The following is a 14125-nucleotide window of genomic DNA, read 5'->3' as shown; positions in this document are numbered from 1 at the left end:
GACCAGTTCCGAGTTCTCCGGATCGAATTCGGCGTCGCGGCTCATGCCATAGACTTCCGACGTCGACGGGAAGATCAGGTGCTTCTTGTACTTGGCGGCAGAACGGACGATCGGCAGGTTCGCCTCGAAGTCCAGTTCGAAGACCTTCAGCGGTTCCTTCACGTAGGTCGACGGCGTCGCGATCGCCACCAGCGGCAGGATCACGTCGCATTTCTTGACGTGGTACTCGACCCATTCCGTGTTGATGGTGATGTCGCCTTCGAAGAAGTGCATGCGCGGATGGTCGAGCAGGTGACTGATACGGTCGGAAGCCATGTCCATGCCGTAGACTTCCCAATCGGTCGTCTCGAGGATGCGCTTGGAAAGGTGATGGCCGATGAAGCCGTTGACGCCGAGGATGAGGACTTTTTTCATGTGGGTTCTCTGAGTTGTACCTGCAATTCGGCAGGGGAGATGCGCAGGCCGTCGGCGAGCAGGCTGTGGATCGCCAGCGCGCGGCCGTCGCCGCAGACGCCGAGGATGGCATTATCCACGACCGCAAGGCCGGGCGGGAGTCCTTGAACATTACCGTTGAAGAGCCGCGCGCGTTCGATCACGTAGCGGCGCGGGCCCACGTCCGTGAAGGCGCCGGGGTAGGGCGGCGCGACGGCGCGGTGCAGGTTGTAGACTTCTTGCGCAGGCTTGTTCCAGTCGATGCGGCCGTCTTCCGGCTTGCGGCCGCCGAAGTAGCCGCCCTGCGTCAGGTCGTTGGGCGTGCGCGGCGCGGTGCCGGCCAGAAGAAAGGGCAGCACGTGGTACAGCGCCAGCTCCGCCGCCACCGTCACCTTGCCGAACACCTCGAACGCCGTGTCGTCCGGCAGGATGGGGACGGCCTGCTGCGCGACGATGGCCCCGGCGTCCGGCTTGACGGTCATCTCGTGCAGGGTGGCGCCCGTCTCGGTGGCGCCGTGCAGCACGGCCCAGTTGGTGGGCGCGCGGCCGCGATAGGCCGGCAGCAGCGAGCCGTGCATGTTGTACGCGGGAGCGATGTCGAGGATCGCCTGCGGCAGCATGTGGCGGAAATAAAAGCTGAACATCAGGTCCGGCTGCGCCGCGCGGATGGCGTCCAGCAGGTCGGCGCCTTTGGCGTCGTCCGGGGTGACAGAGGGGATGCCCTCCGTCGCGCACAGCGAAAGGACGGATTCGAACCAGATGTTTTCGGCGGCGCTGTCCTGGTGCGTGACGACGAGGGCGACGTCGACGCCGCCGGCCAGCAATACCTTCAGGCAGCGCACGCCCACGTTGTGGTAGGCGAAGACGACTGCGCGTTTGCGGGTTTGGGTCATGTTCTCGTGCCGTGACGGCGGATGATGTTGGCGCGCCGTCCGCGCCACGGCGGGCGGGACGGCGCGGGAAGGGTCAGCGCCCGACCTGGCGCTTTTCGATGCCGTCCAGGTCGGCCAGCGAGACCGGCACGCCCTGCAGGATCGTCGCGACGACGTAGCGCGGCCGCGCGCGCACCTGCTGGTAGATGCGGCCGACGTATTCGCCCACGAGGCCGATGCCGAACAGGATGACGCCCATGAAGAAGAAGGCGATCGCGAACAGCGTGAACACGCCTTCGGCCTCGGCGCCGAGCAGGAACCTGCGGATGATCAGCACGACCACGAGCAGCGCCGACAGCAGCGACAGGGTCATGCCCAGCAGCGAGAACATCTGCAGCGGCACCAGCGAGAAGCCCGTCATCAGGTCGAAGTTCAGGCGGATCAGGCTGTACAGCGAATACTTCGATTCGCCGGCCGCGCGTTCCTCGTGCTCGACGACGATCTCGGTCGGCTTGCGCGCGAACTTGTACGCGAGCGCCGGCACGAAGGTATTCACTTCGCCGCACTGGTTGACGAGATCGATCACATTGCGGCCGTAGGCGCGCAGCATGTTGCCCTGGTCCGTGATGTGGATGTTCGTGATGCGCTCGCGCAGGTGGTTCATGGCCTTCGACGCGACCGTGCGCCAGGCGGAATCCTGGCGCTTGCGGCGGATCGAGCCCACGTAGTCGTAGCCTTCGCGGATCTTGGCGATCAGCTTGTGGATCTCTTCCGGCGGGTTCTGCAGGTCGGCGTCGAGCGTGATGGCGATCTGGCCGCGGGTCTGTTCGAAGCCCGCGAGGATCGCCATGTGCTGGCCGTAGTTGCCGTTGAAGAGGACGACGCGCGTGACGTCCGGACGCTTGCGGTACTGCTCCGCGAGGATGGCCACGGAGTTGTCGCGGCTGCCGTCGTTGACGAAGATGACTTCGTACGGCAGGCCCAGCGCGTCCATCGCGGGATACAGGCGCGCGAACAGGTTCGCGAGGCCGGCTTCCTCGTTATAGACCGGGATGACGACCGAGATTTCCGGCTTCATGGCCACCGCCGTCATTTTGCCAGCACCGCGCGGTTGAGTACCGACTTTACTGCCGCGACGGCGCGCTCCACGTCGGCAAAAGTCATGGCATTGAACATCGGCAGCGTGACCGTGAGGCGGCCGATCTTCTCGGCGACGGGGAAGTCCCCTTCCTTGAAGCCGCGCTCGCGGTACAGCGTGAACAGGTGGATCGGCGCGTAGTGGTAGCCGGTGCCGATATTGTGTTCCTTCTGCATGCGGGTCATGAAATCGGCGCGCGTGCCCGGGCCGTTGTCCGGCAGGATGATCTGGAACAGGTGCCAGTTGCTCGTGCCGAAGGCCCGGATCGGCAGCTGGGCGCCGTATTGTTCTTCGAAGTCGGGGCCGAAGCAGTCGAAGTAGTGGCGTGCCAGTGCGGCGCGGTGCGCCGTCAGCGTTTCCAGGTGCTTCATCTGGCCGAGACCGATCGTGGCCATGATGTCGCTCATGTTGTACTTGCCGCCCAGGACGTCGACGTCGATGCCGTCCACGCCGCTGCGCGTGACGCCCTGCAGGCGGTACTTCTCGGCCAGGCGCGCTTCCTCGAGGTTGTTCAGCACGAGGCAGCCGCCTTCGCCCGTCGTGATGTTCTTGTTGGCCTGGAAGCTGAACGAGGCGAAGTCGCCGAACGAGCCGATGCGCTTGCCGTTCCACTGCGAGCCGAGGGCCTGCGCGGCATCCTCGACGACGCGCAGCTTGTGCTGGTTGGCGATGGCGTACAGGCGGTCCATGTCGAGCGGCAGGCCGGACAGGTACACCGGGATGATCGCCTTCGTACGCGGGGTGATCGCGGCTTCCAGCTTGTCCAGGTCCATGTTGCGCGTGACGGGATCGATGTCGGCGAAGACCGGCGTCGCGCCCACTTCGAGGATCACGTTCGCGGTGGCGGGCCACGAGACCGGCGTCGTGATCACCTCGTCGCCCGGTCCGACGCCGGCGATGCGCAGCGCGATCTCCATCGTGCAGGTGCCGGAATTGAAGGTGCGTACCGGACGGCCGCCGAAGTATTCGGCTAGCTGCGCCTCGAATGCCTGGTTTTTCGGTCCGGTCGTGATCCAGCCGGAGCGCAGCACCTCGCCGACGGCGGCGATGGTCTCTTCGTCGATAGTGGGTCGGGAAAAGGGCAGGAAGGGCAGCTCGGCAGTCATGGGAAGCTCGTTATTCTTTCGATAAGAATTTATCCCTGCGCGCCGGCGTCCGGCGCGCAGGGTGTTTATGTTCATGTTTATGCGGATAAAGCCGGCATTGTAGCAGTGCGCCGTGCGGCGCCAAGTTACGTTCTTGCCAGCAACACCACGCCGATCACGATCACGCCGATCGCCACCAGGCGCTGCGGCGGGATCACCTCGCCCAGGAACATCCAGGCGCCGATGGCCGACACGACATAGCCGAGCGACAACATCGGATACGCGATCGTCACGTCCGTGCGCGACAGGCCGATGATCCACACGACCAGCGACACGCCGTAGCAGGCCAGGCCCCCCAGGATCGGCAGCTGGGTCACGACCTTGATGAAGGTCTCGAACCAGTTGCTCATGGTGAGATGAATCGCGCCGCCGAGGGCGTTCGTACCCGCTTTCAGCAACAGCTGGGCACAGGCGTTGAGGAGCACGCCGGAAATGATGAAGGCAAAGGTAGTCAGATTCATGTGCGGTCGGTCAAAGGGGAACGTCGAAAAACCTGCTGCGGGTTGTACCGGGCCGCGTAGGCTGGCGTCCTGCGATGCTCGCTGTACGTCCGTACAGCTGCGCTTCTCGAACGCCATTGCGGCCGCTCGCGACGGTTTTTCGAGGTTCCCAAAAGTTCGCGATGACGGCGCGGCGGCTGTCCGTCGCGACGATGCGCAGTGGGACGCCCTGGCGCTGCAGGTCGGCGGCGAGCTCGGGGCGGATGATCGCCACGTTGCGCACGCCCGCCGCCGCATCCGCGCGCCAGCGCGCGACGAAGGCGGGGATCGTCGGGATCGCGAGTTCCGGTTGCTGCTGCAGGCCGAAGTCGAACTCGTCGCGGTAGTCGACGAGCGTCACGGGACGGCGCAGGTAGAAGGTCAGCGACTGTTCGTAGATGCCGACCGAATACACTTTGACGGCCGGATCCGCGGCGCCGGCTGCCTGCAGGGCGGGCAGCAGGTTGACGCCGGCGCGGATCTTGCCGATCGGTTCGAAGCCGACGAGCATCAGTTCCGTACCGGCGAAACCGGCGACGGCCAGCACGACGACGAACAGGTCGCGCAGCATCTGGCGCGCATACAGCAGGGCCAGGCAGCCGCCGATCAGCAGCACGAGGCCGGCCGCCAGCACCCACGGCTGGTAGGCCGCGTACAGCACGTCCTCGCCGGGATGCTTGGCCAGCTTTTCCATGAACGGGACGGTGACGAGCAGGGCCACGCCCAGCAGCGCGGTGAGGCTGGCCGTCACCATGCGCGCGCGGCGCGTGCCGGTGTCCAGGTAGTACGCCACCAGCAGCGCGACGCCGGGGAATACGGGCAGGATGTAGCCGGGCAGCTTGGAATTCGACTTGGTGAAGAACAGGACGATGAACGCGACCCAGACAAGCACCATCAGGCGCGGGCGGAATTGCGTCGTCTCGCCATCGCGGCGCGCGCCGGCGACGAGGCCCTGCACGAGCACGCCGAGCCACGGCACGCTGCCGGCCGCCAGCAGGGCGAAGAAGACCCACCATGCCGCCTCGCGGTGGTGTTCCTTCTTCAGGAAGCGGTCGAAGTGCTCGTGGACGAAGAAGAAATGCGGCTGTTCGGGATTCTTCAGCCCGACCAGCACGAACCACGGCGTGGCGATCAGGAAGAACAGGAGCAGACCCTTGACGAGGTGCAGGCGCTTCCAGATCGCCCAGTCGCGTGAGAAGATCGTATAGAACACGAGCACGCCGCCCGGCAGCACGAGGCCGATCAGGCCCTTGGCCAGCACGGACAGTGCCATTCCGGCCCAGCACGCGAGCATCCAGTTGCGCCGCTCGGCCTCGCCGGCATCGTCGCGCTGGGCGATCAGGAGGGCGCACAGCGAGAGCGTCATCATGCCGGACAGGCCCATGTCGAGCGAATCGATCTGGCTGCACGCGACCCAGTAGAACGAGGAGCCGAGCACCAGCGCGGCATAGAAGCCGATGCGCGCGCCGAACACGCGCGTGCCGGCGAGGCCTGTCAGCACGACGCCGAGCAGGCCGCACAGGCCCGTCCACAGGCGCGCCTGCCAGTCACCCAGGCCGAACAGGGTGAACGACAGGGCGTTCATCCACGTCTGCAGCGGGGGTTTTTCGAAATACTTGATGCCGTTCAGGCGCGTCGTGACCCAGTCGCCGCTGGCGAACATCTCGCGCGCCATCTCGGCGTACCGGCCTTCGTCGGGCGGCACCAGCGTGCGCGCGCCCAGTACATACAGCAGGGCGATGACAAAGGCGATCAGCAGGGTCCAGGTGAGGGTCTTGTTCCGGTGCAGGTCGTTCATGCGGCCTTCGTACCCTCGCTGTCCGTGTCGATGATCAGCGCGAGGGTGACCTTGCGGCCTTCGCCCATCAGGATGTTGTACGTGCGGCAGGCGGCATGGCTGTCCATGCTCTCGACGCCGATGCGCAACGTGGACAGGCTGGCGACGAGGCGCGGATGGACGAAGCGCTGGCGCTCGCCCGTGCCGAGGATGACGACGTCCGGTTTGTCGGCGGCGATGGCCTCGAAGTGGGCGGCCGTCAGGTCTTCGAAGCGTGCGACGGGCCAGGCGCGCGGCGCCACTTCGGGCATCACGAGCACGCTGTAGTCGAAGCGCTGGGCGTTGATCTCGACGCCAGATTGGTCGTAGCCGGTGACGGTCTGGTATTTTTCGGTGCTGCTGGAATGGAGCTTCATGATGGAAAGCCGGGTGATGACAGGCACAGGGGGCGTATTGTAACTGGTTTCCACAACGTGCCAGAAATGCCGGGTTGCTTAAATTGGGCGCTTTCGGCAGAATGAAGTTTTTCGCATTGCAACAACCGGGGCGTCGATAAACCTACTGCGCGTTGCATTTTTGTCCGGGCCGCGTAGGATACGATGCTCGCCGTACTCAAGTACGGCTGGGCTTCTCGGACAAAACTGCTGCCGCTCGCTACGGTTTCTCGAGGCCCCGGACGCAACCGATCCGGCTACGGGACTAGTGCACTTTCCCTCAGTCAATAATTTTCAAGGTGATATTTTGCGACCGATTCAGAAATCCAACAAGCTCGACGACGTCTGCTACGAGATCCGGGGCCCGGCGCTGCAGATCGCGCGTCAGATGGAGGAAGATGGTCACAAGATCATCAAGCTGAACATCGGCAACCTGGCCGTGTTCGGTTTCGATCCGCCGGACGAGATCGTCCAGGACATGATCCGCAATATGCATAGCTCGGCCGGCTACACGGATTCCAAGGGCATGTTTGCACCGCGCAAGGCGGTCATGCATTACACCCAGGAAAAGAATATCCGCGGCGTCGGCATCGACGACATTTATCTTGGCAATGGCGCCTCGGAACTGATCGTGATGGGGATGCAGGGCCTCCTGAATAGCGGCGACGAAGTCCTCGTGCCCGCGCCCGACTACCCGCTGTGGACGGCGGCCGTCAGCCTGGCCGGCGGCAACCCGGTGCACTATATCTGCGACGAGCAGGCCGGCTGGCTGCCCGACATCGACGACATGCGCAAGAAGATCACGCCGAATACGCGCGCGATCGTCGTCATCAACCCGAACAACCCGACCGGCGCACTGTATTCGCGCGACGTGCTGCTGGAAATCGTCGAACTGGCGCGCCAGCACCAGCTGATCATCTACGCCGACGAAATCTACGACAAGACCCTGTACGACGGCGAAGAACACGTCTCGCTCGCCTCGCTGGCCGACGACGTCCTGTTCGTCACCCTGAACGGTTTGTCGAAGAACTACCGTTCCTGCGGCTACCGTGCCGGCTGGATGGTCATCTCCGGCGAGAAGCGCCATGCGAAAGACTATATCGACGGCCTGAACATCCTCGCCTCGATGCGCCTGTGCGCCAACGCGCCGGGCCAGTACGCGATCCAGACAGCCCTCGGCGGCCACCAGAGCATCGCGGAACTCGTGGCCCCCGGCGGCCGCCTCGCACGCCAGCGCGACCTGGCTCACCAACTCCTGACCGATATCCCGGGCGTTACCTGCGTCAAGCCAAAAGCGGCGCTGTACATGTTCCCACGCCTCGACCCGAAGATCTACCCGATCGCCGATGACCAGCAATTTATCTGTGAGCTGTTGTCCGAGGAAAAAGTCCTGCTGGTGCAAGGCACCGGCTTCAACTGGAAGACGCCGGACCATTTCCGCCTGGTCTTCCTCCCCAATTCCGACGACCTGACGGACGCGTGCGCACGCATCGCCCGCTTCCTCGACGGCTACCGGCGCCGTCACGCGCGCTGAGAACGACAGACAGCAGATAGTAAATGCATATGAAACCCATCAAAGCAGGCTTGCTCGGCCTCGGCACCGTCGGTGCCGGCACCTACCACGTCCTCCAACGCAACCAGGAAGAAATCCGCCGCCGCGCCGGCCGCGGCATCGAGGTCGCGATGGTCGCCGTCCGTAACCTCGAACGCGCCAAGCGTATCGTCGGCAGCGAAGTGGAGGTCGTGGCCGACCCGTTCGCCGTCGTGAACAATCCGGACATCGACATCGTCGTCGAACTGATCGGCGGCTACGACCTGACGCGCGAACTGGTGCTGCAGGCAATCGCCAACGGCAAGCACGTCGTCACCGCCAACAAGGCGCTGCTCGCGCTGCACGGCAACGAGATCTTCGAAGCGGCCCAGGCCAAGGGCGTGATGGTGGCGTTCGAGGCGGCCGTCGCCGGCGGCATCCCGATCATCAAGGCGCTGCGCGAAGGCCTCTCGGCCAACCGCATCGAATCGGTGGCCGGCATCATCAACGGCACGACGAACTTCATCCTGTCCGAGATGCGCGACAAGGGCCTGGACTTCGCCACCGTGCTGAAGCAGGCGCAGGAACTGGGCTATGCGGAAGCGGACCCGACCTTCGACATCGAAGGCGTGGACGCGGCGCACAAGCTGACCATCATGTCCGCCATCGCGTTCGGCATCCCGGTGCAGTTCGGCAGCGCCCACATCGAGGGCATCAGCCAGTTGCAGGCCGTGGACCTGCGCTACGCCGAACAACTGGGCTACCGCATCAAGCTGCTGGGCATCACCCGCCGCACGACGGTCGACGGCAGGGAAGGCATCGAACTGCGCGTGCACCCGACCCTCGTGCCGGGCGCGCGCCTGATCGCCAACGTCGAAGGCGCGATGAATGCCGTGCTCGTGCAGGCCGACGCCGTCGGCGCCACGCTGTACTACGGCAAGGGCGCCGGCGCCGAGCCGACCGCGTCCGCCGTGATCGCCGACCTGATCGACGTGACGCGCCTCGCGACGGCCGATCCGTACTCGCGCGTGCCGCACCTGGCATTCCAGCCGACGGAACTGGCCGACGTGCCGATCCTGCCGATGGAAGACATTCGCACCAGCTACTACCTGCGCGTGACCGTGCAGGACCAGCTGGGCGTGATGGCCGACCTGACCCGCATCCTGGCCGACGCCGGCATCTCGATCGACGCCGTGCTGCAGAAGGAGCCGGGCGAGAAGGCGCGCACGGACATCGTCATCATCACGCACCAGACCCGCGAAAAATACGTCAATGCCGCGATCGCCAAGATCGAGCACCTGGCGACGACCGTGGGCAAGGTGGTGCGCATCCGCCTGGAAAGCCTGGGCTGATCCGCGCGGCCAGCCGGCCGACCGATCGAAGCCGCATGCCGTGTGAACGGTGTGCGGCTTTTTTGTTATACGGCTTCAGTGCCCGTGTGCCGCCTTCCAAACTGAGTAATCGGACGGCCGCAGGCCATAACGGGCCAGCACGCCTTCGTGCAGCCGCCTGAGCTCCTCGACGACAAGCGCCTGGACATTGGGTTGCTCGTGCGCCGGCACTTGCTTCGTGACGGCGCGGGTGATACAGGCGAGCGGTTCAAGTTCCGGATGGAGGACGACGTCGCGAATCGTGTGCTTGATTAGATCGCGCCAAGCCAGGCGAAGGGGATCCGGCTCTACCAGGTTCTGCTTGATGGCCAGGTATTCCTGGGTCGAGCGCTCGTAAGCCCAGACATACAGGTCGCGCAGCAATTCCACGCGGGTCAGCTCGTACACGCCGAGCGTGGCGCGGCTGTAGGCCTGCTCGGGCACGTCCAGGAAGGTCAACGGGCAGAGATTCGCGCGAAACAGCGGCAGGTTGGCGGCGAGTCGCGACGTCCTTTTGTTAATGTCGGCGAACGGCTGCAGGTAGGGTAGATGCACCATCATGAAGAACGATTGCTCGAACGGATCAGCGATCTGGCTGGCCTTGTCGAGCAGCGTGTCCAGAGCGTCCTCGATTTGCTGCGGCGTGGACAGCGGGCGATAGACGCTTTTCCCGATGTCGACGGCATGTTGCCGGACTCTTCCTTCGTCAGCAGGGTTCGGGAGCAGATTTTCCGCCAACGCGCTGTGCAGATTCATCAACGTATAGCGGTTGAAACCGGCATCGTCGATATTCTCTACCAGCAGCTCGATCGCCGTCTTGTGATTCAGGATCATCTGCGTTTCGATGGCAGCCTTGCCGCGCGCCGCTTTCCCATGCTCGATGAGCTCACGCGTGTCGAGACGAGAATACGTGTTGCCTTCCAAGTGGCTCGAGGCCCACGACAGGTCAATCAACAAACGGTTCAGGATGGCGCGGCTGTAGGTGCCAGCAGGTGCACCTACTTCCGTGGTCTGGCCCATCTTGCGCAACTGGCGGCGCAGTGACTCGGACAGGTACCAGGTTGCGTTGGGACGGTAGGCATCGAGAAAATCGCGCTGGTAGCCTACCGGTTTGCGCGCTTCCAGCGGCTGGTCGATATAGGCGACGATGTCCAGGCTGTCGGCAGACAGAGGGATATATCCGGGGAAACCRTCCGCCGGGGTGGTAGGCGCGCCGGCTCTCGGCCGTGTGTCGGCACGAAAATAGCGACGCGCCCGGGCTTCCCCCATTGCGGTGATTCGACCGTCCTCAATCAGCTTCGCGATCATGCGCTGCACTGTACGGCGGGCCAGGTCAGGATGCCTGGTCAGCAGTTCAGCCAGTGTCAGTCCATCGTTAGACGCCTGAATGCTGTGCAGTACTTCGGTGTTCGATGACATCGCGGTTTGGCGCCATTGAAGAATGTGGCGCAATTATGGCGCAGTTTTAAGAACTGCGCCAAAATTTGGCCAAATGTGGCGCGGTTCGATTATAGTCCGCGATTGGGTTGTCTTTTACGGGCAATGCATCATTGTGCAGTGCGCCAGCGCCGTGCCAGCGGCAGGGGCGGCAGGCTGGCCATGCCGAGGAAGCCGTCGGCGAACTCGTCCACGCAGCGGCGCGGCAGCCTGGATGGCGCGTGCAGCGGTACGGTGGTGAGGGCGCGCAGGCGGTGCTCGACCTGGTCGAACAGCGCGTCGTCCGCGCCGGGCAGTGGGGGAGGGGTGTGGGTGGTTTTCATCAGGGCATTCTACCTGTGCTGCGACGCACAAGAATCGTGTCCGGATGCCGGTTTGTGTTCGCTCAAAAAATCCGATATTTGCTCTAACGCATGCTTATCTGCGCGCAATGTGTGGCAAAAAATGGCTTTTTGAAGTGTCGTGACATCGTACCGGCGGGGGCGCCACGCGATGCCTGCGCGATTCCGTGACGTACGTTTGAGACGTAGGGTGGGCACCCCTGTGCCCACGCGCGACGCTTGCGTCGTGCCGGCGTCACGCGTGGGCACGGGGTGCCCACCCTACCGCGATACCAACGTGCCGCGGTTTTCCATCCAATTTACGGGTACAGGCCACGCACCTCACGCGCCTGCAGGATCCGGGTGCACGCGACGATGAACGTCGCCGTGCGCAGCGAGACTTTCTTGTCCTGCGCGACCGCCCACACGGCATCGAACGCGCTTTGCATGATGCGGCTCAGGCGTGCATTGATCTCGTCTTCCGTCCAGAAGAAGCTCGAAAAGTCCTGGACCCATTCGAAGTACGACACCGTGACGCCGCCCGCGTTGGCGAGCACGTCCGGCACGACCAGCACGTCCTTGTCCGTCAGGATGTCGTCGGCTTCCGGCGTCGTCGGGCCGTTCGCGCCTTCCAGGATGATCTTCGTGCGCAGCCGCGTCGCGACCTCCGCCGTGATCTGCCGTTCCAGCGCGGCCGGGATCAGGATGTCCGATTCGACGTCCCAGAACGCGTCGCGGTCCAGCGTCGCGTCGGCGCCGGGGAAGCCCTTGACGCCGCCCGTTTCGGCGACGTGTTCATGCAGCCGCGCGACATCCAGGCCGCCGTCGTTCACGACGGTGCCCGTGTGGTCCTGCACGGCGACAATCTTCGCACCGGCGTCCGCAAAAATCGTGGCCGCGGTGCCGCCGACGTTGCCGAAGCCCTGGATCGCGACTTTCGCCCCGGCCAGCGCCACGCCGCGCCGCGCGGCGGCCTGCTGTCCAACCACGAACACGCCGCGGCCCGTCGCTTCGCGGCGTCCCAGCGAGCCGCCGAGCGAGACCGGCTTGCCCGTCACGACGCCCGTCGACAGGTTGCCTTCGATCATGGCGTACGAATCCATCATCCAGGCCATGACCTGTTCGTTGGTGTTCACGTCCGGCGCGGGGATGTCCTTCGTCGGGCCGATCAGCATGCTGATCTCGCTCGTGTAGCGGCGCGTGAGGCGCTGCAGCTCGCCTTTCGACAGCGTGGCCGGGTCGACGCGGATGCCGCCCTTGGCGCCGCCGTAGGGCACGTTGACGGCCGCGTTCTTGACCGACATCCAGGCGGACAGGGCCATGACTTCCGACAGCGTGACGTCCTGGTGGAAGCGCACGCCGCCCTTGCCGGGGCCGCGCGACAGGTTGTGCTGGACGCGGTAACCCTCGTAATGCGCGATGGTGCCGTCGTCGCGTTCGATCGGCACGTCCACGGTCAGGATGCGCTTCGGACGCTTCAGCGTTTCGACCCAGCGCGACAGGCTGCCAAGGTGCGGTGTGACGCGGTCGACCTGCTGCAGGTACTGGCCCCACGGGCCGAGGTCGTCGGGATTCAGATAGGAAGGAACGTAGTTGCTGGCGTGGTTGCTGGCGTGCTGGCTGCTCATTCGGTGTCTCCGGTAGGCTGAGGTTCGGGTTCGCTGCGCATGTTGTTGCGCGACGGACGAATCTTAGGATGGGCTACCGGATCCTTGCCAATGCTGCTTGCGCATGCGGCTATGCGCAAAAAGCATCACGCGGATGCGTGCTGTGCGTGCTATGGGTGCTGCGCGACCAGGAAGTCCCACAGCTCAGCGACGACCGGCTTGCCGGGCCGCGCGTCGGAGGGACGTTCGCGATACAACCGGATCTCCATGTCGATCTCCCAGCTGCCGGGGGCGCTCGCGCGCGCCAGTTGCCGTTGTCCGACCTCGCGCACGACGGCCGATTCGGGCAGGAAGGCGATGCCATGGCCGTCCAGCGCCATCATCTTCAGGCCTTCCGCCATGTCGGTCTCGTAGCGTTTTTCGAAATGCAGCCCGGGTTTCGCGTCGGCCAGGATCAGGTCGACCATCCGGCCCAGGTAGGCGTTCGTCGTGTACGAGAGGAAGGGCAACGGCGCGCCCTTGTGGCCGGGCAGCCGGTATTCCGGTGCGCCGTCCGCGCCGCAGCGGGCGTACGCGCACAGCGCTTCGCGCCCCATCAGCAGCATGTCGTACCGGCCCGGATCGAGCTGCACCGGCTGGCGCGGATGGTGATAGCACAGCAGCAGGTCGCAACCGCCTTCGACCAGTTGCAGGACGGCGTCATGGACGTTGAGGGCGATGAGACGGCTGTTGATAGCCCCGAAATCGCGTTCCAGTGCCGTGAGCCATTTCGGCACGAAGGTGAGGGACAGCGTGTGGGGCACGGCCAGGTCGATCGTCCGTGCCACGGTGGCGCGGTTGTTGCGCAGCATTTCGCGCACGCCGTTGATCTGTCCCAGCATTTCCAGCRCCTGCTCGTAGAACACCATGCCGGCCGGGGTGACACGGGTCGGGAACGTGGTGCGGTCGACCAGGTCCGTGCCGAGCCAGTTTTCCAGCGAGCGGATGCGGCGCGAGAAGGCCGGCTGCGTCACGTGGCGCAGCTGGGCCGAGCGGCTGAAGTTCTTCGTCTCGACCAGTGAAATGAAATCTTCGAGCCATTTGGTTTCCATGCCGCGTCCCGTGCTGTTGAATCGTCGCGGCATTTTAACTCCGCGGAGCCGATTCGGAATCCGCGCCAGAAGTTCGGTTTGCGCGGCGAACGCCGCAGTGCCGGCCGCTAAAGTACTCCCCATGGAACGACGCACTTGCGTCGGCACCGATCAAGGAGTGGAAATGATCAAGCACATTCGTATTCTGACGGGACGCCATTGCGGCGCGTCGCTGGGACTGGCGGCGGGCACGTGGCGTATCGGCTGCGACGATGATGCCGCCGTCCACATCAGCGACTGGCAGCATGCCCCGATCGACCTGACGATCGGTGCCGACGGCCGCATCAGCTGGCGTGCCGGCGACGGCGCGGCGACTTACGTCGCGGACGACGAGGCCCTGCATTTCGGCGACGTGGCGCTCAGCGTGGGCGGTCCCGACACCGTGGCCGCCGGCCCGGAACCGGCGCCGCAGGCGGGCCGCGGGGCGGGCCGCGCCAAGGGCCGCCGCTGGCT

General features: G+C 64.7%; 13 protein-coding genes and 1 pseudogene. 3 read left to right on the top strand and 11 right to left on the bottom strand.

The features are described from left to right. The 7 genes from AC1DYX_RS17990 to AC1DYX_RS17960 all read right to left on the bottom strand — a co-directional run. The coding region (locus tag AC1DYX_RS17990; protein WP_477261236.1) for an NAD-dependent epimerase/dehydratase family protein at positions 1-414 on the bottom strand (414 nt) is incomplete at its 3' end. Next, positions 411-1325, bottom strand: a complete 915-nt coding sequence (locus tag AC1DYX_RS17985; RefSeq protein ID WP_477261234.1) for a formyltransferase — start codon at positions 1323-1325, stop codon at positions 411-413. The genes AC1DYX_RS17990 and AC1DYX_RS17985, both read right to left, overlap by 4 nt. 73 nt (positions 1326-1398) lie before the next feature. Then, positions 1399-2382 carry a glycosyltransferase gene (locus tag AC1DYX_RS17980; protein ID WP_477261232.1) on the bottom strand — a complete coding sequence of 328 codons (984 nt, stop codon included), beginning with the start codon at positions 2380-2382 and terminating at the stop codon, positions 1399-1401. 11 nt (positions 2383-2393) lie between these two features. Further along, complete coding sequence (locus tag AC1DYX_RS17975) at positions 2394-3548, bottom strand: DegT/DnrJ/EryC1/StrS family aminotransferase (RefSeq protein ID WP_477261230.1); 1155 nt, start codon at positions 3546-3548, stop codon at positions 2394-2396. Between the two features lie 125 nt (positions 3549-3673). Continuing rightward, on the bottom strand, positions 3674-4048 hold the full coding sequence (locus AC1DYX_RS17970) for a DMT family transporter (RefSeq protein ID WP_477261228.1): 375 nt from the start codon (positions 4046-4048) through the stop codon (positions 3674-3676). A gap of 10 nt (positions 4049-4058) precedes the next feature. After that, positions 4059-5864 (bottom strand): glycosyltransferase family 39 protein, encoded by a 1806-nt coding sequence (locus AC1DYX_RS17965; protein WP_477261226.1) that lies wholly within the window; start codon positions 5862-5864, stop codon positions 4059-4061. Next, positions 5861-6259 (bottom strand): Mth938-like domain-containing protein, encoded by a 399-nt coding sequence (locus AC1DYX_RS17960; RefSeq protein ID WP_477261224.1) that lies wholly within the window; start codon positions 6257-6259, stop codon positions 5861-5863. The genes AC1DYX_RS17965 and AC1DYX_RS17960 overlap by 4 nt, the downstream gene beginning before the upstream one ends. Before the next feature lie 325 nt (positions 6260-6584). Between AC1DYX_RS17960 and AC1DYX_RS17955 the strand changes: the two genes are divergently transcribed. Then, positions 6585-7811, top strand: coding sequence for a pyridoxal phosphate-dependent aminotransferase (locus tag AC1DYX_RS17955; protein ID WP_477261222.1), 1227 nt, complete (start codon positions 6585-6587; stop codon positions 7809-7811). A 29-nt stretch (positions 7812-7840) separates the two neighbouring features. Continuing rightward, a complete protein-coding gene (locus AC1DYX_RS17950; protein WP_477261220.1) occupies positions 7841-9160 on the top strand; it encodes a homoserine dehydrogenase in 1320 nt (439 codons plus the stop codon). Between the two features lie 75 nt (positions 9161-9235). Here the strand turns inward: AC1DYX_RS17950 and AC1DYX_RS17945 are convergent, their stop codons facing one another. The 4 genes from AC1DYX_RS17945 to AC1DYX_RS17930 all read right to left on the bottom strand — a co-directional run bounded on the left by AC1DYX_RS17945 (position 9236) and on the right by AC1DYX_RS17930 (position 13633). Continuing rightward, on the bottom strand, positions 9236-10597 hold the full coding sequence (locus AC1DYX_RS17945; protein WP_477261218.1) for a Fic family protein: 1362 nt from the start codon (positions 10595-10597) through the stop codon (positions 9236-9238). A gap of 128 nt (positions 10598-10725) precedes the next feature. After that, the gene (locus tag AC1DYX_RS17940) at positions 10726-10938 is read right to left on the bottom strand and encodes a hypothetical protein (RefSeq protein WP_477261216.1); all 213 of its coding nucleotides are present in this window, start codon (positions 10936-10938) and stop codon (positions 10726-10728) included. Positions 10939-11255: 317 nt separating this feature from the next. Beyond that, complete coding sequence (locus AC1DYX_RS17935; protein WP_477261214.1) at positions 11256-12563, bottom strand: Glu/Leu/Phe/Val family dehydrogenase; 1308 nt, start codon at positions 12561-12563, stop codon at positions 11256-11258. A gap of 149 nt (positions 12564-12712) precedes the next feature. Further along, positions 12713-13633 carry a LysR substrate-binding domain-containing protein gene (locus tag AC1DYX_RS17930; RefSeq protein WP_477261238.1) on the bottom strand — a complete coding sequence of 307 codons (921 nt, stop codon included), beginning with the start codon at positions 13631-13633 and terminating at the stop codon, positions 12713-12715. Positions 13634-13796: 163 nt separating this feature from the next. Here AC1DYX_RS17930 and AC1DYX_RS17925 point away from each other — a divergent pair. Then, positions 13797-14125, top strand: a pseudogene (locus AC1DYX_RS17925) (hypothetical protein); the annotation flags it as partial.

The sequence above is a fragment of the Massilia sp. P2_C2 genome (assembly GCF_056404615.1).
This window is presented reverse-complemented; position numbering and strand designations above follow the sequence as displayed.

What these genes read in the sequence shown, in the direction of transcription:
- AC1DYX_RS17985 (WP_477261234.1), bottom strand. Translation starts at nt 1,325, where the DNA reads ATGACCCAAACCCGCAAACGCGCAGTCGTCTTCGCCTACCACAACGTG.
- AC1DYX_RS17980 (WP_477261232.1), bottom strand. Translation starts at nt 2,382, where the DNA reads ATGAAGCCGGAAATCTCGGTCGTCATCCCGGTCTATAACGAGGAAGCC.
- AC1DYX_RS17975 (WP_477261230.1), bottom strand. Translation starts at nt 3,548, where the DNA reads ATGACTGCCGAGCTGCCCTTCCTGCCCTTTTCCCGACCCACTATCGAC.
- AC1DYX_RS17970 (WP_477261228.1), bottom strand. Translation starts at nt 4,048, where the DNA reads ATGAATCTGACTACCTTTGCCTTCATCATTTCCGGCGTGCTCCTCAAC.
- AC1DYX_RS17965 (WP_477261226.1), bottom strand. Translation starts at nt 5,864, where the DNA reads ATGAACGACCTGCACCGGAACAAGACCCTCACCTGGACCCTGCTGATC.
- AC1DYX_RS17960 (WP_477261224.1), bottom strand. Translation starts at nt 6,259, where the DNA reads ATGAAGCTCCATTCCAGCAGCACCGAAAAATACCAGACCGTCACCGGC.
- AC1DYX_RS17950 (WP_477261220.1), top strand. Translation starts at nt 7,841, where the DNA reads ATGAAACCCATCAAAGCAGGCTTGCTCGGCCTCGGCACCGTCGGTGCC.
- AC1DYX_RS17940 (WP_477261216.1), bottom strand. Translation starts at nt 10,938, where the DNA reads ATGAAAACCACCCACACCCCTCCCCCACTGCCCGGCGCGGACGACGCG.
- AC1DYX_RS17935 (WP_477261214.1), bottom strand. Translation starts at nt 12,563, where the DNA reads ATGAGCAGCCAGCACGCCAGCAACCACGCCAGCAACTACGTTCCTTCC.